We start from the raw sequence: 21337 nt of genomic DNA, 5'->3' as shown, positions 1-21337 counted from the left end.
CGCGCAGCCGCGCCGACCCGAACCACCGGCCCCACCCCTACGTAACCAAGCCGAACCGACCACCACACCCAGCCGACCACCGCACACCGCAAACCCCGGCCGGCAGCCGACCACGGAAACGGAACCAGACCACCAGCCCCGGCTCCACGCGGCCACACCGGTCTGAGCCGAACCACCAGCCCCAGCACCGCGCAGCCGCGCCGACCCGAACCACCGGCCCCACCCCCACGCCGCCAAGCCGAACCGACCACCAGCCCGACTCCACGCAGCCCCGCCGGTCTGAGCCGGAACCGGCGTCAGATCCAGTCGGACTCCTCGGCGATGCGGATGGCGTCGACCCGGTTGCGGGCGTTCAGCTTCGCCACCACCGTCGTCAGGTAGTTGCGGACCGTGCCCGCCGACAGGTAGAGCCGCGCGGCGACCTCCACGGTGCCGTAGCCCTGGGCGGTCATCCGCAGCACGTCGCGCTCGCGGCCGGTGAGCGGGCAGTCGACGGTGTCCCACGCGGCCAGTGCCAGGTCGCCGTCGACCATGCGGCGGCCGGCCAGTACCCCGCGCACCGCGTTGGCCAGCTTGTCCGGGGGCGCGTCCTTCAGCAGGAACCCGCCCACCTTGGCGTCCAGCGCCCGCCGGAGCGTGCCCGGGCGGCCCAGGCTGGTGAGGATGAGCGTGCGGCACTCCGGCAGCCGTTCGTGCAGCTCACCGGCGGCGGTCAGGCCGTCCATGCCCGGCAGGTCGATGTCGATCACGGCCACCTGGGCGCGGTGCTCGCGGGCCGCGGGCAGGATCTCGGTCCCGTTCGCGACCTCCGCGACCACCTCGATGTCGTGCTCGAGGCCGAGCAGCGCCACCAGGGCACCCCGGACTATGTGCATGTCTTCGGCAACGAGCACTCGGATCACGGATGCCTCCCCAGACGGCTCTCCCCGGAACTCTCCCCAGAAACCCAGTTAAACACCGTGTACGCCAAAGTCGTTACCCCGTTCAGGCGCCCTTGGGCACTACTGACGCAAATACAGGGGCATTAGGGCAAGAGCACGGTTAAAAATACCGCCACGCACTCGGGCGGCTACCCGAAGTGACAGAGTCAGTTCGTGTCGGAAACTTTCCGGCAAGGGGTGAGGGGACGGCGTTGTCCCACCAACGCGGCGGGCCGGCCGTGGCGGGCACAGAGTGCCCGGTCACGACCGGCCCGTGGTGAGAACGCCCGGCATCGGCGCTCGGTCAGGCCGCCTCGAGCACGTCGACGCGGCAGATGCTGGCCCGGACGGCCCCGGCGGCCGGCGCGCTGTCTCCCCACAGCTCGAACCGGTCGATGACCAGCCCGGTGGCGCGCTCGCTGCTTTCGGTCTCGATACCCAGGTCGGCGAAAAGTGTGTGAACGTCAGCAGAAAAAGGTGCGGACATTGTTCTCTCCCAGTGGCGAAGATGAATGCTTCACGTGACATAAATAGTCACCCAGCACGCCGATGACGGCCAGTGCCCGCATCACCGGCCACTTGTGCCTTACACATGCTCTGCCTAGTGCCCGGCGTTGCTCCGAACAGACCAGTGAATATCCGGAAGAAGCGCCCGGAAACCCGAATTGCGACTCTGCGTCACCGATTGACTGCGATGTGTCGCGGATCACAGGGGTCGCGGATGTGTCGAGGGGCCGACGAGAACCACCGGATCGGGACGTTCGCGGGCATGTGCAAAACGCATGTCCGCACCCGGCGAAATCCATCCGCACCGGTGCGCTGAGCACTTAAGAAGTAGACGGCGACCGTTCTAGGGTTTTAGACGCAACCCATTTCTCCGCACCGGATGCCTTCGCCGGGAAGGCGCGGGGCGGCCACGTCGACTGAGGGGACGGCCCACCATGGATGAGATCGTCCGGCAGGCGGTGGCACGGGCCATCGTGACCATGCGGGACAGACTGGGCGAACGACTGACGATCGACGACCTCGCCCGCGCCGCGATGTTCAGTAAGTTCCACTTCACCAGGGTGTTCCTGCGGACCACGGGGCTCTCGCCCGGCCGGTTCCTCTCGGCCATGCGGCTCGCCGAGGCCAAGCGGCTGCTGACGACCACCACGATCTCGGTCGCCGACATCAGCCACCAGGTCGGGTACAACAGCGTCGGGACCTTCAGCGCCCGCTTCAGCGGCAGCGTGGGCGTTTCCCCGTCGAGTTACCGCCAGCTGCGCGGCGCGTCACCGCGGATCGCCGAGCGGCCGGACCACCGGCTGCCCGGTGCGACGGTGCGCGGCCAGCTGCACGCCATGCCGCCGGCCGAGGTCGGGCCGGTGTTCGTCGGGCTGTTCCCGGCCCGGATCGCCGAAGGCCTGCCGGCGCGCCACACCCTGGTGCCCGGCCCGGGGCCGTACACGCTGGCGGACGTGCCGCCGGGCTCGTGGTACCTGATCACCCACGCGTACGGCGCCAACCCGCTCGACCAGTACGGCCAGCGCCCGTTCACCGGGCTGACCGGGCCGGTGACCATCCCGGTGGGCGTGACCGCGCGCCTGGCCGACGTCCGGCTGCGGCCCCGGCGCGGGTTCGACCCGCCGGTGCTGCTGGCGCTGCCCGACCTGCGCAAGGCCGTGGCGGCCCACGCGGTGGCCGTCTGAGGAAGGGAACCGCGCGCGGTGCGCCACTTCGCACCGCCGCGATTCCCCGGGCCGGCGGGCATTTCCGCGCCGGTGCGACGGGGCGCGGAATGGGGCGCGCCTTTCGCGAAAACGACGGCGGTGACGGGCAATGGCGTACCATTGCACACGGGGTATCGCCTACTGGGGTGCGAGGTATCGCGGTGATCAGGGTATTGCTGGCCGAGGACATGCACATGGTCCGCGGCGCTTTGGTCGCGCTGCTCAACCTCGAGTCCGACATCGAAGTCGTCGCCGAGGTTTCCGCGGGCGACGAGATCCTCCCGGCCGCCAAGGCGACCCAGCCGGACGTCGCGGTGATCGACATCGACCTGCCGGGCAAGGACGGCCTGTCCGCGGCCATCGAAATCCACGAGACCCTGCCCGACTGCCACACGCTGATCCTCACCAGCCTGGGCCGGCCAGGTACGGTCCGGCGCGCGCTGGACGCCAAGGTGAACGGTTTCCTGCTGAAGGACGCGCCGTCGGACAAGCTCGCGAACGCCGTGCGGTCCGTCGCGATCGGACGGCGCGTCATCGACAGCGAGCTCGCGCTCGCCGCCTGGGAGACCAACGACTGCCCGCTCACGCCGCGGGAGATCGAGATCCTTTCGCTCGCCGCCCGCGGGCGCACGGTCTCGGACATCGCCGCCGACCTGTTCCTCTCGGCCGGCACGGTCCGCAACTACCTGGCCGCGGTCGTGACGAAGCTGAACGCCCGCAACCGGGTGCACGCCATCCGCATCGCCACCGAGGCGGAGTGGCTCTAGGCGCGGCGCCCGCGGACGCCGTCGGCGCCTGGCTGACCGGCACCGCCGACGGCCGCTGATCCACCGGGCCGGCGCCGGTGGGTCCGCCGAACCCGTCCCGCCGAACCGCCGCCACCCGCGCCGGATTCCCGCACCGCGCCACCACAGCCGTCCCGCAGGACAAGCTCGCTGTCTCGAATGGACAGCACCGGAGAAAGCGCTTCCGGCCGGGCCCTCACACCGGGATCTCGGCCACCAGCCGGTGGGTGCCGTCCGGCTCGGCCTCCGCGGTGAACCGGCCGCCGAGGGCCTCGACCCGGCGGCTCAGGTTGACCAGACCACTGCCGGAGCCCGCCGGGCGGCCGGCGAACGCGCCGACGCCGTCGTTGACGATCTCCAGCCACGCGGTGCCGTCCGACGTGGACACGCTGAACGCGCACCAGGTCGCCGAGCTGTGCCGGACCACGTTCGTGACACCCTCCCGCAGCACGGCGGCCAGCGTGCTCGCCACCTGGGGCGGGAGGTCGCCGGTGCCGGCCCGCGCCGAGGTCACCCGGACCCCGGCCGCCCTGAGCACGTCCACGACCGCGCGGCACTCGTCGTCGAGCGACAGCTCCCGGTACCCGGCCGCGACGGCCCGGACGTCGGCCAGCGCACGCCGCGACATCACCAGCAGCTCCGCCAGTTCCTCCTTGGCCGCCGCCGGCCGGGTGAGGACCAGCCGGTCGACCAGTTCACCCTTGAGGGTGATCGCCGACAGGCTGAGCCCCAGCAGGTCGTGCATGTCCCGGGAGAACCGCCTGCGCTCCTCGGTGACCGTCCGCCGTTTCAGCTCGCGGACCTCGGACTCCCGTTCGGCGGCCAGCCGCGCGGCGGTGGCCGACCCGAACAGGGCCGCCCCGGCCACCGCGGTCACCGCGGCGGCGGTGAGGCCGTCGAGCGCCTCGACCGCGGGCCGTTCGGACAGCGCGACGAGCACGCCGGCCGCCAGGCTGACGAACACCACCGCCGGGACCGACCGGGCCGGTCGCGCCACCAGGAGGACGCCGCCGGCGAGGAAGCCGCTCGCCACCGCCCAGCGCGGCCCGAGCTGCAGCATCGGCAGCCAGCTCAGCGCGGCGAGCAGGATCAGCGCGGGAACGGGCCGGCGGGCGCGCACCCGGCCGAGCCCGGCGAGGTAGACGACGACGAGGGCGGCGGTGTACCCGGCCGCCGAGACCTGCACCGGCCAGGGCTCCCGCCCGGTGAGTGTGAAGGCCGGTACCAGCAGGCCGACCGCGACGGCGGCCGCGAACCGGGCGCCGGTGACCAGGCGGCGGAAGTCCCGCTGCCCGCGTGCCGCCACGGCGGCCCGCACCTCGTCCGGCTCGGCCGGCTCATCTGGCTCGTCGGCGGCCGCGACCGTCCGGGCGGCCAGGCCGATCCCCGAAATCCGCACCGGAACAACCACGGCCCCTCCCGTGTCGCCACCCCGAGAGACCACGGTAACAGGAGGTCGGCTCCGGCGACGGCCAGTCACCGGAACGGCGTCACCCCGGCAGGTCCAGCACGCACTCTCCGACACTGACCTCGGCCGGCCACGCCAGCCCCAGCGTGCGGTCCACCCGGTCGCCCGCGTCGACCGGCACGGCGTGTGCGGTCAGCCCCATCGCCAGCCCGGTCAGGTAGAGGATCTGCTGCAGGCAGCCGACGTGCACCAGGGTCGTCGCGTACGCGGCCTTGCCGAGGACCCACGCGGTCCGCGCCAGCCGCGCGGTGATCGTGAGCAGGACCGGCGGGCGCCGGTGGCCGCCGGCGCCGATCATCGCGAGGTCGAGCAGGGCGGCCAGCGCCGCGGGGTCGTCGTTGACCGGCGTGAGCGCGTGCCCGAGCGGGTCGTAGTGGTAGATCCCGGGCGCCAGGCCGGCGCAGCGGTTGACGCTGAGGTAGATCTCCAGCTCGTAGAGGCAGCCGATGCTGAAGTACGGCCGCTGGGACGCCTCGTGGGTGGGCCAGCCGGGGAGGTGGGCCGGGCCGATCGAGCGGACCCGGGCGGCCCGGAAGAGGAACTCGCCCACCTGCTCGGCGGTGAGGCTCCGGCCGTTCGACTCCGGGCAGCTGTGGTCGTGTTCGAGCAGCGAGGTCAGGCTCGCGCCGTCGGACCCGACGGTCACCGGGTCCGGGCGGTGCAGCGGGATCGCCGGGCCGGCGGGGAGCGGCTTGAGCACCGGCGGCTCCGGCCCCGACCGGTCGCCACCCGGCTCCAGCGGGCCGACCTTCTGCCAGGTCCGGCTGCGGGAGTGGAACATCAGGTCTTCCGGCGGCCACACCGCCAGGTCGGTGTCGGTGTCCTCGGCGAACTCCGCCTCCGGCCCGGCGGCCAGCGCCACCCCCGCGGCCACCAGGAAGGCGACGATGTCGGCGACGACCGGCTCCGGCAGCCCGCTGTCCGCCGCGACCTGCTCGACGGTGACGGGCCCGGCCAGCGACGAGGCGACGGTGACCGCGGGCCGCCGCAGCAGCGCGAGCCGGTAGCGGGCGCGCGGCGACTCGACGACGAGCGCGCCGCCGTCCGGCCGCATCGTGGCGAACCGCGAGAGCTTGACCAGCCGGCCGGGCGGGACGGGCTCGGCGGAGAACACCGGCGCCTGGGTCACCGGGATGGCCGAGAGCACCGGCCCGCGGCCGTCGCTGAGGCCGACCGAGTGGACCACCGAGCCCGCCAGCCGTTCGAGGACCTTGCGCAGCATCCCCAGCCAGGCGCCGGCGGCGTCCGGCATCGACGAGGCGAGGTTGTCCATCGAAACCGGCCCCAGCAGCATCCGGCCCAGCGAGTCGCGCACCTGCGGGGCGATGTGCGGCAGCTCGTACTCACCCCACCACGTGACCGCGACCAGGGTGTCGTCCTCCCCGTTCTCCAGCAGGGTGTCTTCGGTGAACGACCAGAGCCGGACGGTCTCCGAGCCCGCTTCCGGGCGGTCAGCAGGCACAGCGAACTCCTAGAGCGGGTACCGCGAGTGGGTGGAGCTACAGGAACATGGGCAGCGGGTTGAGCCGGTCGTACGGCGTCGGGGCGTCGAGCCTGCCGAGCCGCACGGGCACGTCGAACAGGCGGCCCGGGGCGAAGCGGGCCCACAGCGGCCGCAGGCCGGGTGCGAGCACCTTGACGACCGGGATCCCGACGTCGGGGCGGGTCTGGTCGAGCACCAGCAGCTCGAGGCCGGCCCCGCCGAGCGTCGTGGCCAGCGCTTCGACGTCGTCGCCGACGTCGTCGCGCTCGACGAACGGGAAGTCGCCCGCCGCCCGCATCCGCTCCCCGGCCGCCGGCCGGAGGTAGGGCTGGTTCGCGACGGTGGCGAACTCCAGCCAGCGGCGCGCGTCCGGGTCGTCCAGCTCGTGGCCGGCGGCCAGCACGATCGGCAGCATCTGGTTGAGCTCGGTGACCGCGCGGCGCACCGCGATGCGCGGGTCGAGGTGGGCGCCAAAGCCGAGGATGACGTCCTCGCGCGGGCCGTCGGTGCGCCGCGACAGCGCGGCCATCACCGGCACCCCGAGGTCCGAGGTCAGGTCGAGCACCCACAGCTGGCGGCCGATGCCCCCGTAGTTGCGGGTCATCTCCTCCAGCCACCGGTCGCCGAAGGAGTTCAGGTCCACCCCCGGCACCGGGACGCGGTTGTACCACCACAGCGCCACGGCGTCGCGTTCGACGAGCTCGAGCGCGCCCTGCAGGATCGCGTCCTCCAGGCTGCTGCCCGCCGCCGCGCCGTTCGAGTCGGCGTGCACCCCGCGCGCGCCGGGCGTGCCGTAGTACAGGTGCGCCGTCGGCAGCAGCCGGCGCCGCCCGGTCAGCGACCACACCGGCGTCCAGTCGATCGCCGCTTCGGTGTCGAACCGCTCGGGCACCCGCTGGAAGTCGGCGTGCTCGGCGTTCCAGGTCTCCCGGTCGTCGTACTGCCGCTCGGCGAACAGCATGCAGTCGTTGGGGTGCAAGGCTTCTTCGCCGAGCTCGGCGAAGGTGGCGCGGACGCGCAGCTCGTCACCCTGGTAGCTGCCGGAGAACCGCTCCGCGGCCTCGCACAGCGCGCCGACCTCGGCGTCGAGCGGGGTGACGCCCTTGCCGCCGTTCTGGCAGCGCAGCCCGGCCCGCAGCGCGGCCATCCCGGTGATCCCCCGGGTCACGTTCGGGCCGGAGTGGTAGGCGTTGGCGAACGCGGGGGCCGCCGGATCGGGCCGCACCGCCTTGACGATGCCGGTGATCGGGCTGATCAGGTGCCGGTGCCGCTCGAGCATCTGCGCCGGCGTCGCGGTGCGGTGCCCGCCGCCGCCCGAGGTCACCTTCTTCGCCGGCTGCAGCACGACCGGGGCGCCCGAGCGCCGGGCGACCAGCCCGGTGTCGCCGCAGCCGGCGCACTGCGGGCGGCGGCGCAGCTCGTGCAGCCGGCCCTGCAGGTCGAGCGTGTCGAGCGTCCACACGCACTGCTGGCCTTCGTAGCGGTAGCCGGCGAGCCACTTGCACGCCTCGAGCGCGACGAAGTGGGCCGCGGCCGCGGTCAGCGGCGGCACGGCGGAGACCGGGCGCCGCGCGGGCCCGTCGTGGCCGAGCACCTCCTGGACGCACGCCTCGGCGTGCCGGTGGCCCCACAGCCGGTGGGTCAGGCAGTGCCAGCAGCCGCCGTCGGGCCGCAGCACCGGCCCGATCCAGACCTGGGCGCCGAACGGCCGCGCGATCAGCCACGGACGGCCGCCGGCGCGGTGCGCGGCGTCCACGGCGGCCAGGCGCGGGTCGAGGTAGTCGGAGCAGAGCACCACGGACAGGTCGGCGACGTCGGTCCCGCCGGTGACCACCTCGACGTCGGCGTCGGTCAGCGCCGCGCGCACCCGCTCGGTCCCGATGTCGTCCCCGACGGTGATCAGCCGGACCCGGCTCGGCCGTTCGCGGGTCGCGAGCCGTTCGGCGTCCACCCCGCAGGCGTCCCAGTAGGCCAGCGCCCGCTCGTCGTCCTGCCCGCCCTGCTCCCGCACCGTCACCAGCCCGGCCTGCACGAGCTGGGCCAGCAGCGCGCGGACCTGGTCCGGCGGCATCCCGCCGGGACGGTAGCGGAGCAGGCTTTCGAGGTCGTGGGTCCCGTCGAGCAGGGTCGCCAGTGATTCGATCTGCGCGCCGCGCATGGCTATGACACCCTGTTCCGAGAACAGGTACGCGCCCTTCCCGGCCCGCACCTCCGCGCGCAGGTGGCGCTTGAACGCCAGCGTCGGCCCGGCGGTCACCTGCCCGCCCGCCTTGAGCGCACCAGTCCTGTCCACCGCTGGATTGCGCATGAGCACTCCTGCCGGTCTGCGAGGGTAGTGCGGGACGAGTGTCCGAATCCTGCTCCTCCGGGGGGACTCGCAGCCAGTGCGCGAGGCACCGCGAAGTCGTGCGAATTGCACGTCCCCACCTGGGCAACGCATGTGGTAGCGGTGTGGATCCCACTGGCCGGGTCACGTGCCGAGCCGTCACCGTAGACGGAGACGCCGGGAGTTCGACACGGCGACTGAGGCACCGTAGCGGACCCCGCGGCCACGCGCGAGCCGGCGGTGCCCGGTCTGAACCCGAGACAAGTGAGGACCCGAGTATGCCTACCTCTGCTCGCACCTACGGACAGTTCTGCGGCCTGGCACGGGCGCTCGAGATCGTCGGCGAACGCTGGTCGCTGCTCGTCGTCCGTGACCTGGTGCTCGGCCCGAAGCGGTTCACCGACCTGCAGCAGACCCTGCCGCGGATCCCGGTCAGCATCCTCACCTCGCGGCTGAACGAGCTGGAGGAGGCCGGGGTGGTCCGCCGCCGCGTGCTGTCCCAGCTGGACGCCGGCGTCGTCTACGAGCTCACCGAATACGGCAACGAGCTCGACCACATCGTCCTCGAGCTGGGGCTGTGGGGCGCCCGCTCGCTCACCTACCCCCGCGCCGACGAGGTGTTCACCCTGGACACGGCGATCATCTCGCTGTACACGACCTTCCAGGAGGAGGCCGCGTCCGGCGTGCACGTCAACTACGAGCTGCACCACCTGGGCGGCGAGATGATCGTGCACGCGATGGTCGACGACGGCGCGCTGAAGTGCGCGGCGGGCGCGCTGCCCGCGGCGGACCTGGTGATCGAGCCGCAGGGACCGGCGATGATCGACCTGTTCAACGGCAAGCTCGGCGCCCAGGACGCCATCACCAGCGGCAAGGTACGCATCGACGGCGACCCGGCCCACCTCGAGCTGTTCACCCGCCTGTTCCACATCCCGCCGGCGCCGGAGCGCCCGACCGGGCTCGCCCTCCACTGACCCTTCCCGCGCCGACGGGTGGCGCCGTTCCGCCCGCCCGCCGGTGCGCAATCCGCTGTCTGCCGCATTTTCCGTTGCGATGTCGGCAATCTGGAGTAACGAGACAGACCGCTCGAACGGCTATCGTCTACGCACCAAGACATTGGCGTACACGCGAAAACTGGGGTCAGCATGTCGACGTCCGAACTCGCCCGGCCCACGGGCTTCCTCGGCGGGCTCAACAGCCGCTACCACCACCGCGCCCTCGCGGTGTTCATGATCATCGTCATCGCGCACTGGGCCGAGCACATCGTCCAGGCCGTCCAGATCTACGGGCTCGGCTGGCCGACGTCACGGGCCAGGGGCGTGCTCGGCATGCCGTTCCCGTGGCTGATCTCCCAGGAGTGGCTGCACTACGGCTACGCGCTCGTCATGCTGGTGTTCCTGTGGGTGCTGCGGCACGGGTTCGCGGGCCGTTCGCGGCAGTGGTGGAACCTGGCGCTGGGCATCCAGTTCTGGCACCACATCGAGCACCTGCTGCTGTTCATCCAGGCCCAGTCCGGCTGGCGGCTGGCCGGGCAGAAGGTGCCCACCAGCATCATCCAGCTGCTGATCCCGCGGGTGGAGCTGCACCTGTTCTACAACACGATCGTCACCATCCCGATGATCGTGGCCGTCGTGCTGCACCGGCGCGCGTCGAAGGCCGAGCACGAGCTCACCGGCTGCACCTGCGGGCTGAAGCCGCAGGCACCGGCGCTGTCCGGCTCGTGAGCCGCCGGGCGCTGCGGCGGGCACTGGCCCTGCTGGCCTTCCTGGCCGGCTGGCTGGTGCTCACCGCCGCTCCGGCGTCGGCGCACGTCGAGATCATCTCCTCGACGCCGGGTGACGGCACCCGGCTGACCGCGGCGCCCGCCGAGGTGTCGGTGACGCTGTCGGAGAACGTCGGCATCCAGCCGGGCTCGCTGAAGGTCGTCGACACCCAGGGCACCGAGGCCGACACCGGCCCGGTGTTCCAGCCGGGCGACGTCGCCGAGCAGGTCGCCGTCCGGCTGCGGCCGGACCTGCCCGACGGCAGCTACCTCGTCGAATACGCCTTCGTCTCCGCCGACTCCCACCCGGTGCGCGGCACGTTCGCCTTCGTCGTCGGCACCGGCCCGCTGATCACCTCGGCGGGCGCGGTCGCGGCCGCGACCGGCACCGACCCCGTCGTCGACGTCCTCTCCACGGCGTTCCGCTGGCTCTCCTACGTCGGGGTGGTGCTGCTCGGCGGGCTCGTGTTCGTGCGGACGTGCCGCCCGGACAGCGGCACCGACCCGCGGACCCGGCGCCTGCTGTCGTGGGGGGCCGGGCTCACCGCCGTGACGGCGGTCGCCGCGCTCGTGCTCCAGGGCCCGTACGCCGCCGGGCGCGGCCTGGGTGCCGTCCTCGACACCGGACTGCTCTCGGACACCCTGCGAGTGGCCTACGGCAAGCTCCTGCTGCTGCGGCTGGCCGCCGTCGCCGTACTGGCGGTCCTCCTGCCGCGGCTGCTGGCACCCGCGCTGCCCGAGCGGCTGCGCGCGCGGTACGAAAACGGCGCGATGGTGACCGGCTTCCTCGTGCTGCTGAGCTTCTCGGCGACCGGCCACCCGGTGACCGACCCGATCATGTTCGTCTCGGTCGGCGCGGACCTGGTGCACTACGGCGCCATCGCGGTCTGGGCCGGCGGCCTGGTCCAGCTCGCTCTCGCCCTGCGCCGCCCCGCCGCCGGCGAGGACCTCGGCCCGGTCGTCACCCGGTTCTCCCGGCTGGCCGGCAGCGCGGTCTTCGCGGTCGCGGTCAGCGGCGCCGTGCTCGCGCTGCGGATCATGCCGTCCCTCTCGACGCTCTGGACCACCGGCTTCGGCCTGATCCTGCTGCTGAAGATCGCCGGGTTCGCCGCACTGCTGGCCGTGGCGCGTGTGTCACGCCGCGCGGTGCAGCGCGGCATCACGGTCAGATCGTCGGGCGGCACGGCCACGGTAACGGCCGATTTGCGTCGGCTGCGCCTGGCCGTCGGCACCGAGGTCGTGCTGTCCGTGCTGGTGCTGGGCCTGGCCGCGGTCCTCACGGTGACCTCGCCGGGAGGCTGAGCTCAACCTCCCGGCCACGGTGACCTCGCCCGGCAGGTCCCAGGTGACGCCGGTAGCCAGCTGCGCCGCCTGGGCCAGAGCCACGGCGACCTCACCAGGCAAGTCCCGAACGCACACGCCCGGCACCAATGGCCCCCAGTGAACGCCGGCAACCACGGCTCCAGCGCCTCACTCCAGCACCGCCAGCCCCCGCCACCGAACACCAGCCGGACCAGAGCCACGGCGCCCTCACCAAGCAGATCCCGACCTCAGACACCCCGCGCCAACGGCCCCCAGGTCAACGCCGATAGCCACGGCTCCGGCGCCTCACCCCAACACCACCAGCCCCGCCACCGAACGCCAGCCGGACCAGAGCCACAGTGACCTCACCAGGCAGGTCCCGAACTCAGACACCCGGCGCCACCGGCGGCACGAACGGCCCCAAGGTCAACGCCGACAGCCACGGCTCCGGCGCCTCGCCCCAACACCACCAGCCCCGCCACCGAACACCAGCCGGACCAGAGCCACGGCGACCTCACCAAGCAGATCCCGACCTCACACGCCCGGCACCACCGGCGGCACGAACGGCCCCCAGGTGAACGCGGGCAACCACGGCTCCGGCGCCTCGCTCCACTCCAGCACCGCCAGCTGCGCCGCCGAACGCCGGCCGGCGAGGGCGCGGTAGAGGTCGTGGGCGGGCGCGGTCAGCGATGCCGTCGCCCGGCCGTGCCCCACCTTCCACTCGCCACCGCCGGTCGTGCGGACGCGCAGCGGCGGCAGGCCGCGGCCGGCGACCGAGCCGGAGAACCCGCGGACCAGCACCTCGAAGCTCGGGGCCCAGGCGAGGTGCTCGTCCGGCGGCGCCACGCCGAGCGCGGCGCGCAGGTCGAGTTCGTGGGTGTAGGCGTCCATCACCAGGATCTCGCCGCTGCGCCCGCCCGCCTCGGCGAGCAGCCGGTCGACCTCCTCGCCCACGGTGTCCCAGCGGTCGAGCAGGCCGGGGACGTCGCGGGGCGCGGGAGCCGCCGGCGGTGTCCCGCCGTGGCGCACGAGCACGCGCTCGGCGATGCCCGTCAGGTGCGTGAGCAGGTCCGTGACGGTCCACTCGGGACACGCCGGGACCGGCCGCACGTCCAGGCCGTCCCGCCCGCCGAGCAGCGCGCGGATGCCGCGCCGCACCTCGGGGTATCCCACGAAGTCCGGAGCCTGGACCGGCCGACGCACTGTCACGCACTCCACCTCACCCTGGCACGATCGGTGATATCCGCCCAGTATGCCCTGGTGACGGCCCCGGAGGTTCTCCTCGCTTGCGGGGTCGCCGGGCGCACCGAGACCCCGGGAGGTCGTGACCTTGCCCACACTGTGGTCCACGTCGGCGCAGTGGGAGCTGCTGCCGCCGGTACTGCTCGCGCTGCTGCTCAGCGTCGCCATCGGCCTGGAGCGCGAAGCCGGGATGAAGGCCGCCGGCCTGCGGACGCACAGCCTGGTCGGCGTCGGCTCGGCCGTGTTCATGCTGGTGTCGAAGTACGGCTTCGCCGACCTGCTCGGCACCGATCACGTCGCGCTCGACCCGTCGCGGATCGCCGCGCAGATCGTCTCCGGCATCGGCTTCATCGGCGGCGGGCTGATCTTCGTCCGCCGCGACGCGGTCCGCGGGCTGACCACGGCCGCGACGATCTGGCTCACCGCCGCGGTCGGCACGGCGTGCGGCGCCGGCCTGCCGGTGCTCGCGGTCGGCACGACCATCGGGCACTTCGTGGTGACACGGGGGTTTCCGCCGCTGCAGCGGTTCGTCGCACGCCACCGCCGCGAGCCACCGGTGGTGCGGCTGACCTACGCCGACGGCCAAGGCGTGCTGCGCGCGGCGCTCGCCGTGTGCACCGGGCGCGGCTGGTCCGTGCACCATGTGGAGGTCGACCACGAGTCGGTTTCCGAGGAGGGGCAACGGATCGCGGTCGTCACGCTGCGGCTCGACGGGCGAGGTGATCTTTACGACCTCGCCGCCGAACTCGCCGAACTGCCCGGCGTCCGGAGCACGTCCACCGGCGCCGGAGAACCGCTCGACGAATGATCACCCGCCCGGGCAGCGCGCGGGGGCGGGTTTGCGGCACACTGGAGAGCACACGGGAATCCCCGGTACCGCAAGGAAAACGTGCGGCCGAGGAGAAACCATCCAATTCGGAGGTGAGACATGGCCCCCGGCGGTGGCGAGGACGTGGCGCGCACGCGGCCCGGATTCGACCTGGCGTGGCGCGGTTTTCAACGCGCGCAGGTCGTCGAATACGTCGAGTGGGCCGAAGCCGAGATCCCCAGACTCACCGCCGAACGCGACGCCGCGGCGCGTCGCGCGGCCGCGCTCGCCGAGGAGAACCGTGAGCTCCGGCTGAAGATCGACCGGATCAGCCGGACCCCGATCGCCGCGGACGCGCTGCAGGAGCGCTCGCGCCGGATGATCGAGCTCACCCGCGAGGAAGCGACCGAAATCACCGCGCGGGCAACGGAATCCGCCGAACGGATCAAGCGTGAGGCGGAGCTCGAGGCCGTCCGGCTCACCGAGAAGGAACGGGACGCCCTCGCGACGGCCGAAGCCGATCGCGAACGGCAGCGCACCGAGCACGAGGAACTCCTGCGGGCGGCCGAGCAGCGCCGTCGCGAGCTCGACGAGGCCGCGGCGCACCGCCGGGCGCAGCAGGAAGACGATCACACGCGGGCGATGACGCTCCGCCGGGCCGAGGCGATGCGCGAGCTGGCCGAGCAGGACACGGCCGCCCGCACCAAGGCCGACAGGCTGGTGGCGGAAGCGACCCAGCGCGCCGAAACCCTGGTCACGGCCGCGGAACGCGAGGTCGCGGCCCTCACCGAGGTCCGCGACAACCTCCACGCGAGCCTCACCGGCTGCCGGTCCTTGCTGGCCGAAGCGGCCGTCGCGCTCGACGAGCGGCCGGCGTCCGACCCCGAAGCCACCTTGCCGATGGCGAAACGGGTGCCCGTCCAGAGACGCTCCCCGGCGGACGATCTTTCGGACGCCGTCGGCTGACCCCTTGTCCCCCGGCCGGGTTGCCCCGATGATCAGGTGATCGCCCGGCCGAGGTGAGGGGGACCCATGCGCGTCACGATCCCGCTGGTCACCGTGCTGCTCGCGGGCACGCTCAGCGCGTGCGGCGGCGGCTCCGGCCTGACGATCAACCTGTACGTCTCGCCGGAGAACAACCTCCAGCACGTCGTCGACACCTGCAACGCGGCCGCGGGCGGCCGGTACCGGATCGAGTACCACAAGCTCCCGCGCAGCGCGGACGGCCAGCGTGAGCAGATGGTGCGCCGGCTCGCCGCGGAAGACCCGTCGCTGGACGTGCTCGGCCTGGACGTCACGTGGGTGCCGGAGTTCGCCGAGGCGGGCTGGGTGGTGCCGTGGACCGGCGCCGCCGAAGCCGAGGCGACACGGGACGTGCTGCCCGGGCCGCTCTCGACCGCGCGCTGGAACGGGAAGCTGTACGCGGCGACGAAGCACACGAACGTCCAGCTGCTCTGGTACGACGACCGGCTCACGCCGTCACCGCCGAAGACGTTCGACGAGATGATGACGCAGGCCAAGACCCTGAAAGCAGCCGGGAAGCCGGCGAACGTCCTGTTCACCGGCGCCCAGTACGAGGGCCTGGTCGTGTTCTACAACACCCTGGTCGCGTCGGCGGGCGGGCACATCCTGTCCGACGACGGCAAATCCGTGCTGATGGACGACGGCGCCGTCCGCGCGCTGGAGCTGCTGAAGACGCTCACCACGGCCGGGATCACCGACCCGTCGCTGGGCAACTCCAAGGAGGACGAGGTCCGGCAGGCGTTCCAGCGCGGGCAGGGCGCGCTGGAGCTGAACTGGCCGTACGTCTACGCCTCCTACGCGAAGGAAAAGCCGCAGGACCTGCCGCACGTCCGCTGGGCCCGCTACCCGTCGGTGGTGCCGGGGCGCGCGAGCCGCGTCACGATCGGCGGTTTCAACCTGGCGATCAGCACGTACTCGCCGCACAAGGCGGAGGCCTTCGAAGCGGCGTTGTGCCTGCGCAGCCCGGCGAGCCAGAAGTACCAGGCGATCGAGGACGGCCTGGCCCCGACGACCCGGTCGGTCTACGACGACCCGGCACCGCTGGACCCGGCCGACCCCGGCTCGACGATGGCCGCGCAGTTCCCGATGAAGCCGGACATCCTGGCCGCGCTGTCCGACGCCGCCGTCCGGCCGCTGACCCCGGCGTACCAGAACCTGTCGACGGTGATCTCGAAGGTGCTGTCCCCGCCGTCGGAGATCGACCCGGCCGCCACCGCAGCCGAGCTGCGCGAACGGCTGACGGACGCGCTCAACTCGCGGGACATCATCCCTTGATCCGAGGATTCGCCCTGGTCGCGGCCGTCGTGACGCTGGCCGCGTCGACCACGCTGGCCAACCGTGTGCTGCCCGGCTGGGCATACCCGGTGTGCGGGCTGGTGGCCGCGCTGGTGCTGGTCGGCCTGGCTCGTGCGGCCGGGTCGTCGTGGTCCGAGCTGGGTCTCCGCGAACTGCGGCGCCCGGCGTTGGTGGGCCTGTGCGGAGCGGCCGCGGTGGCGGTGGTGTTCGGCATCGCGCTGGCCGTACCGGCGCTGCGGACGGTCTACCAGGACGGCCGGGTCGGCACACCCGACTTCGGCCAGCTGATCTGGCTGACGTGCGGCCGCATCCTGTTCGGCACGGTGCTGATCGAGGAGATCGCGTTCCGCGGCGTACTGCCGGCGTTGCTCGGCGCCCGGGACGACCGCTGGCGCTGGCCCCCGATCCTGGGCGCGGCGGCGCTGTTCGGGCTCTGGCACTACCTGCCGGCCCTGGCGATCGGCCGCAACGCGGCGGTCCACGCGGTGTTCGGCGGCACGCCGGTGGTGGTGCTCCAGATTCTGGCGATGGCGGCGGCCGGCGTCGCCGGGGTCTTCCTGCACTGGTGGCGCCACAAAGGTCACGGCGTGCTGGCGTCGATCATCGTGCACTTCACGACCAACGCGGGCGGCCTGACCCTGGCGGTGCTGGTCCGCTGAGCTACGAGCGCACCAGCCGCGCGATCGCGTCCGAGGCTTCCCGGACCTTCAGGTCGGCTTCCTCACCACCGGCCGCGGCCGCCTGGACCACGCAGGTCGCGAGGTGCTCGTCGAGCAGTTCCAGCGAGAACGACTGGAGCGCCTTCGTCGCCGCCGAGACCTGGGTCAGGATGTCGATGCAGTACTTGTCCTGCTCGACCATGCGCTGCAGCCCGCGGATCTGCCCTTCGATCCGGCGCAGGCGCTTGAGGTAGGCCTCTCGCTCGTTGCCGTAACCCGTCATCGCGCACCCGTCCCCGTCGTTGGCATCCCTCCGCCTCGACTATACCCACCCCACGTATCAGCGGAAGCGGCGCAGGCGGAGGCTGTTGCTCACCACGAACGCCGACGAGCACGCCATCGCCGCGCCCGCGATCATCGGGTTGAGCAGGCCGGACGCGGCCAGCGGCAGCGCCGCGACGTTGTAGGCGAACGCCCAGAACAGGTTCCCCTTGATGGTGGCCAGCGTCCGGCGGGCCAGCCGGATCGCGTCGCCCGCGGCACGCAGGTCGCCGCGCACCAGCGTCAGGTCGCCGGCCTCGATGGCCGCGTCGGTGCCGGTGCCCATGGCCAAGCCCAGGTCGGCCTGCGCGAGCGCGGCGGCGTCGTTGACGCCGTCACCGACCATCGCGACCACCCGGCCCTCGGCCTGCAGCCGCTTCACGACGTCGACCTTGCCTTCGGGCAGCACCTCGGCGATGACCTCGTCGATCCCCGCCTCGGCCGCGATCGCCCGGGCCGTGTCCGCGTTGTCCCCGGTCAGCAGCACCGGCGTCAGGCCCAGTGCACGCAGCTCGGCGACGGCCCGCGCCGACGTCGGCTTGATCGTGTCGGCGACGACGAGCTGTCCGCGGACCTCGCCGTCCCAGGCCACGTGCACGCCGGACGTCCCGGCCGCTTCCCGGCCGACGCTCACCCGCTTGCCCTCGACGACACCGGTGACGCCGAGCCCGGCGGTGCTGCGGAAGTCCGTGACGGCGGGGAGCGTGCCGAACCGCTCCCGGGCCGTGGCGACGATCGCCCGCGCGATCGGGTGCTCGGAAGCCGCTTCGACCGCGCCGGCCAGCCGGAGGACCTCGCCGTCCCCCTCGACCAGCGTCATCCGGCCGGTGGTGACGGTGCCGGTCTTGTCGAGCACGACGGTGTCGACGCGGCGAGTGGACTCGAGCACCTCGGGGCCCTTGATGACGATGCCCAGCTGCGCGCCGCGACCGGTGCCGACGAGCAGCGCCGTCGGCGTCGCGAGGCCGAGCGCGCAGGGGCAGGCGATGATCAGCACCGCGACGGCCGCGGTGAAAGCCTGGTCTTCCGTGCCGCCCGTCGCCAGCCAGACGACCAGGGTGGCGAGCGCCGCGAAGACGACCGCCGGGACGAAGACCGCCGACACCCGGTCGGCGAGGCGCTGGGCCTCCGCCTTGCCGTTCTGCGCGGCCTCGACCAGCCGTGCGAGCTGCGCCAGGCGCGTGTCCGCGCCGACGCGCGTCGCGCGGACGAGCAGCCGCCCGCCGACGTTGACGGTGGCGCCGGTGACCACGTCACCCGGGCCGGCCTCGACCGGCGTCGCCTCCCCGGTGAGCATGCTCGTGTCGACCGCGGAGCTGCCTTCGGTGACCACGCCGTCGGTGGCGATCTTCTCGCCGGGCCGGGCGACGAAGACGTCACCGGGGTGCAGGCTCTCGATCGGCACCTGGCGCTCGTCGCCGTCGCGGAGCACCGTGACGTCCTTCGCCCCGAGATCCAGCAGCGCGCGCAGTGCGGCGCCGGCGCGGCGCTTGGACCGGGCTTCGAAGTAGCGGCCGGCCAGGATGAACGTGGTGACCGCGGCGGCCACCTCGAAGTACAGGTTGTCGCCCGCCATGCCGGTGCTGACCAGCTCGAAGCCGTGGCGCATGCCGATCTCGCCGGCCATGCCGAACAGGAGCGCGTACAACGACCAGGCCGTGGCAGCGACGACGCCGAGCGAGATCAGCGTGTCCATCGTGGCGGTGAGGTGGCGCAGGTTGACCGCGGCGGCGCGGTGGAACGGCCAGGCGCCCCACGTCACGACCGGAGCGGCGAGCGCGAGGGAGACCCACTGCCAGTAGTCGAACTGCCAGGCGGGGACCATCGCGAGCGCGAGAACGGGGACGGTGAGCACGGCGGAGAGCAGCAAACGCTTGCGCAGCGTGCCGTCCTCGGCCGGGGCCGCGGGCTCCGGGAGCCGCGCGGAGTACCCGGCGGCCTCGACGACGCCGACCAGGTCCTCGACCGAGAGCCCGCCGGGGTAGCTGACCTGGGCTTTCTCGGTGGCGTAGTTGACCGTCGCGGTCACGCCGCCGACCTTGTTGAGCTTGCGCTCGACGCGGGCCGCGCAGGAAGCGCACGTCATCCCGCCGATGGCGAGTTCGACGCGTTCGGACTGCGCGGTGGCCATGCCGGTCAGGCCACCAGGCGGTAGCCGGCCTCGGTGACGGCCGCGGCCACGGCGTCGGCGGTCAGCGGGGTGTCGCTGGTCACGGTGACGCGCCCGCTCTCGAAGTCGACGTCCACCTCGCGGACGCCGCTGAGCTCGGAGACCTCTTCGCGTACCGAGGTGGCGCAGTGCCCGCAGGTCATGCCCTCGACGGTGTAGGTCGTTTCGGTCATCGGGGCTCCTCTCGTTCCCCTCTCTTTATACCCATCGGGGGTAGGGGTTCTCCACCAGCCCCCAGTGTGGCGGTGCTCGCTCCGGCGGGCACACTCGCGGAATGCGGAAGCTCTACGCGATCGGGATCGGCGCCGGCGACCCCGAGCACCTCACCGTGCAGGCGGTGGACCGCCTCAACCGCGTCGACGTGTTCTTCGTGCTGGACAAGGGCGAGGAGAAGGCCGACCTGGTCCACCTGCGCCAGCAGATCCTCGACCGGTTCGTCACCCGCCCGTACCGCACGGTGCTCGTCCCGGACCCACCACGCGACCGCACCCCGGACGACTACCGAGCAGCGGTGGCCGACTGGCACGCAGCCCGCGCAGCGCTCTACGAGCGCACGATCCTCTCTTCGCTGGACGCGTCCCAGACAGGCGCGTTCCTGGTGTGGGGCGACCCGTCGCTGTACGACAGCACGATCGCGCTGATCGAGGCGGTCCTGGCGCGCGGGAACGTCGAGTTCGAGTACGAGGTGATCCCGGGCATCAGCAGCATCTCGGCCCTGACGGCCCGCCACCGAACGACGATGAACCAGATCGGCCGCGCGGTCCAGCTGACCACAGGCCGCCGCCTGGCCGCAGGCTGGCCCCCGGACGTCGACGACGTCTTCGTCCTCCTGGACGCCCACACCACCTTCGACCACTTCACGTCCCAAGACCTGACGATCTACTGGGGCGCGTACGTAGGAACACCAGACGAAATCCTCATCTCGGGCCCCCTCACTCCCGCGCTGGCAACCCAAATCCGCGAAACCCGCGCCGCGGCCCGAGAACGCCACGGCTGGATCATGGACACCTACCTACTCCGCCGCCCCACCCCCTAATCCGCCCCCCCAGACACGCCCCCCCAGTACGCGACCCGACCCCCCAGGTACGCGACCCGACTGTCCGGGCACGCGAGCCGACCCTTTGGGTACGCGAGTCGACCCTCCAATCACACGTGTCGGCTTCCCCATCACACGTGATGCCCCGCGGATCACGCGAGATGCCCCTGCGATCACGAGTGAAGCCCCCTCGGTCACACGAGTCCCGCCTCGGATCACGCGAGTTCCGCCGGCAATCACGCCAATCCCGCGTCCGATCACGCCCACTGGCAAAGGATTCAAGCCTCGGAGAGTCCACCTTGGACACTGCAAGGCCGGCTGACGTGATCCCATGGGCTTCTCTCGTGATCCGCGGGGCATCACGCGTGATCAGGCGGGCATCACTCGGCGCCGGGCGCGAGTCTCGCGTGATCAAGCCGCGACTTGCGTGATCCCGGCCGGGTCTCGCGTGCTCGAAGCCGAAACGCGCGAACCTTGGCCGACCGGTTCAGATACCCGGCCAGCCGACTCCCACTCCTGGAGGTTCGGCTCGCGTACCCGGACAGTCGGTTCACGTACCTGGAAAGTCGGTTCATGTACCCGGCCGGCCAGCTCCCGCACATCGAGGGTCGGCTCGCGTACCCAGGCAGTCGGCTCGTGTAACTGGAGGGTCGACACGTGACCCCAGCGAGCCAGTACCCGTGATCGCGGGTTCCGGCTCGTGTGATTCGAGTGCCGGCACTGGTGACCAGCGAGCCGGAACCTGTGATCAGGAGGTCGACACGCGTGATCCGGGAGCCGACACGTGATCGAAGAGTCGACACGCGTGATTGGGGAGTCGACACGTGATCCGGGAGCCGACACGCGTGACTGGGGGTCGACTCGGGTGATTGCGGGGACGACACACCCGTGTCTAGACATAAAGAAAAGGGCCCGGCCGGGAGAACCTGGGTTCTCGACCGGGCCGGGCCCTTCACTAACGTAAGTTCGGCGGTGTCCTACTCTCCCACAACCCTTCGGTTGCAGTACCATCGGCGCTGTCAAG

The 21337-nt window shown here is 72.3% G+C and carries 19 protein-coding genes; 10 read left to right on the top strand and 9 right to left on the bottom strand.

The annotated features are described in order from the left end of the window. Positions 1–296: 296 nt before the first annotated feature. Together ACIOD2_RS31735 and ACIOD2_RS31730 are read right to left on the bottom strand one after the other, a co-directional pair. Positions 297–902 carry a DNA-binding response regulator gene (locus ACIOD2_RS31735; RefSeq protein WP_400546274.1) on the bottom strand — a complete coding sequence of 202 codons (606 nt, stop codon included), beginning with the start codon at positions 900–902 and terminating at the stop codon, positions 297–299. A gap of 322 nt (positions 903–1224) precedes the next feature. Further along, positions 1225–1407 carry a hypothetical protein gene (locus ACIOD2_RS31730; protein WP_400546271.1) on the bottom strand — a complete coding sequence of 61 codons (183 nt, stop codon included), beginning with the start codon at positions 1405–1407 and terminating at the stop codon, positions 1225–1227. A 454-nt stretch (positions 1408–1861) separates the two neighbouring features. On the opposite strand from ACIOD2_RS31730, the gene ACIOD2_RS31725 reads away from it, so the two are divergent. Together ACIOD2_RS31725 and ACIOD2_RS31720 are read left to right on the top strand one after the other, a co-directional pair. Next, positions 1862–2611, top strand: coding sequence for a helix-turn-helix domain-containing protein (locus ACIOD2_RS31725; RefSeq protein WP_400546268.1), 750 nt, complete (start codon positions 1862–1864; stop codon positions 2609–2611). Between the two features lie 182 nt (positions 2612–2793). After that, positions 2794–3399, top strand: a complete 606-nt coding sequence (locus ACIOD2_RS31720) for a response regulator transcription factor (protein WP_323336624.1) — start codon at positions 2794–2796, stop codon at positions 3397–3399. A 214-nt stretch (positions 3400–3613) separates the two neighbouring features. On the opposite strand, the gene ACIOD2_RS31715 is transcribed toward ACIOD2_RS31720, so the two are convergent. The 3 genes from ACIOD2_RS31715 to ACIOD2_RS31705 all read right to left on the bottom strand — a co-directional run bounded on the left by ACIOD2_RS31715 (position 3614) and on the right by ACIOD2_RS31705 (position 8676). Then, complete coding sequence (locus tag ACIOD2_RS31715) at positions 3614–4828, bottom strand: sensor histidine kinase (RefSeq protein ID WP_400546264.1); 1215 nt, start codon at positions 4826–4828, stop codon at positions 3614–3616. Between the two features lie 79 nt (positions 4829–4907). Then, a complete protein-coding gene (locus ACIOD2_RS31710; RefSeq protein ID WP_400546261.1) occupies positions 4908–6347 on the bottom strand; it encodes a SagB family peptide dehydrogenase in 1440 nt (479 codons plus the stop codon). A gap of 37 nt (positions 6348–6384) precedes the next feature. Continuing rightward, positions 6385–8676: a TOMM precursor leader peptide-binding protein gene (locus ACIOD2_RS31705; RefSeq protein ID WP_400546259.1), complete on the bottom strand. Its 2292-nt coding sequence runs from the start codon at positions 8674–8676 to the stop codon at positions 6385–6387. A gap of 296 nt (positions 8677–8972) precedes the next feature. On the opposite strand from ACIOD2_RS31705, the gene ACIOD2_RS31700 reads away from it, so the two are divergent. The 3 genes from ACIOD2_RS31700 to ACIOD2_RS31690 all read left to right on the top strand — a co-directional run bounded on the left by ACIOD2_RS31700 (position 8973) and on the right by ACIOD2_RS31690 (position 11758). Further along, positions 8973–9668 carry a winged helix-turn-helix transcriptional regulator gene (locus tag ACIOD2_RS31700; RefSeq protein ID WP_400546256.1) on the top strand — a complete coding sequence of 232 codons (696 nt, stop codon included), beginning with the start codon at positions 8973–8975 and terminating at the stop codon, positions 9666–9668. A gap of 171 nt (positions 9669–9839) precedes the next feature. Then, entirely contained in the window at positions 9840–10418 is a 579-nt protein-coding gene (locus ACIOD2_RS31695) for a hypothetical protein (RefSeq protein ID WP_400546253.1), read from the top strand. A gap of 11 nt (positions 10419–10429) precedes the next feature. After that, positions 10430–11758: a copper resistance CopC/CopD family protein gene (locus ACIOD2_RS31690; RefSeq protein WP_400548841.1), complete on the top strand. Its 1329-nt coding sequence runs from the start codon at positions 10430–10432 to the stop codon at positions 11756–11758. A 534-nt stretch (positions 11759–12292) separates the two neighbouring features. Here ACIOD2_RS31690 and ACIOD2_RS31685 read toward each other — a convergent pair. Further along, positions 12293–12967, bottom strand: coding sequence for a maleylpyruvate isomerase family mycothiol-dependent enzyme (locus tag ACIOD2_RS31685; protein WP_400546250.1), 675 nt, complete (start codon positions 12965–12967; stop codon positions 12293–12295). A gap of 121 nt (positions 12968–13088) precedes the next feature. Between ACIOD2_RS31685 and ACIOD2_RS31680 the strand changes: the two genes are divergently transcribed. From ACIOD2_RS31680 to ACIOD2_RS31665, 4 genes are all read left to right on the top strand, one after another. Continuing rightward, positions 13089–13808, top strand: a complete 720-nt coding sequence (locus ACIOD2_RS31680) for an MgtC/SapB family protein (RefSeq protein WP_400546247.1) — start codon at positions 13089–13091, stop codon at positions 13806–13808. Between the two features lie 120 nt (positions 13809–13928). Continuing rightward, positions 13929–14774 (top strand): M protein, encoded by an 846-nt coding sequence (locus tag ACIOD2_RS31675; RefSeq protein WP_400546244.1) that lies wholly within the window; start codon positions 13929–13931, stop codon positions 14772–14774. A gap of 66 nt (positions 14775–14840) precedes the next feature. Next, positions 14841–16106 (top strand): ABC transporter substrate-binding protein, encoded by a 1266-nt coding sequence (locus ACIOD2_RS31670; protein ID WP_400546241.1) that lies wholly within the window; start codon positions 14841–14843, stop codon positions 16104–16106. Next, positions 16103–16786, top strand: coding sequence for a type II CAAX prenyl endopeptidase Rce1 family protein (locus tag ACIOD2_RS31665; RefSeq protein ID WP_400546238.1), 684 nt, complete (start codon positions 16103–16105; stop codon positions 16784–16786). The genes ACIOD2_RS31670 and ACIOD2_RS31665 overlap by 4 nt, the downstream gene beginning before the upstream one ends. A gap of 1 nt (position 16787) precedes the next feature. Here the strand turns inward: ACIOD2_RS31665 and ACIOD2_RS31660 are convergent, their stop codons facing one another. From ACIOD2_RS31660 to ACIOD2_RS31650, 3 genes are read right to left on the bottom strand one after another with little or no spacing between them, the layout of a single operon-like run. Further along, entirely contained in the window at positions 16788–17069 is a 282-nt protein-coding gene (locus ACIOD2_RS31660) for a metal-sensitive transcriptional regulator (RefSeq protein ID WP_247055614.1), read from the bottom strand. A gap of 57 nt (positions 17070–17126) precedes the next feature. Further along, entirely contained in the window at positions 17127–19238 is a 2112-nt protein-coding gene (locus tag ACIOD2_RS31655; protein WP_400546234.1) for a heavy metal translocating P-type ATPase, read from the bottom strand. Positions 19239–19243: 5 nt separating this feature from the next. Beyond that, positions 19244–19450 (bottom strand): heavy-metal-associated domain-containing protein, encoded by a 207-nt coding sequence (locus tag ACIOD2_RS31650; RefSeq protein ID WP_323336642.1) that lies wholly within the window; start codon positions 19448–19450, stop codon positions 19244–19246. Positions 19451–19551: 101 nt separating this feature from the next. On the opposite strand from ACIOD2_RS31650, the gene cobF reads away from it, so the two are divergent. Continuing rightward, entirely contained in the window at positions 19552–20313 is a 762-nt protein-coding gene (cobF, locus tag ACIOD2_RS31645) for a precorrin-6A synthase (deacetylating) (protein ID WP_400546230.1), read from the top strand. The last annotated feature ends 1024 nt before the right edge of the window (positions 20314–21337 follow it).

The organism is Amycolatopsis sp. NPDC088138, assembly GCF_044741685.1.
Lineage (GTDB): Bacteria > Actinomycetota > Actinomycetes > Mycobacteriales > Pseudonocardiaceae > Amycolatopsis.
The sequence above is the reverse complement of the archived record's forward strand: the minus strand, read 5'-3'. Positions and strand labels throughout refer to the sequence as shown.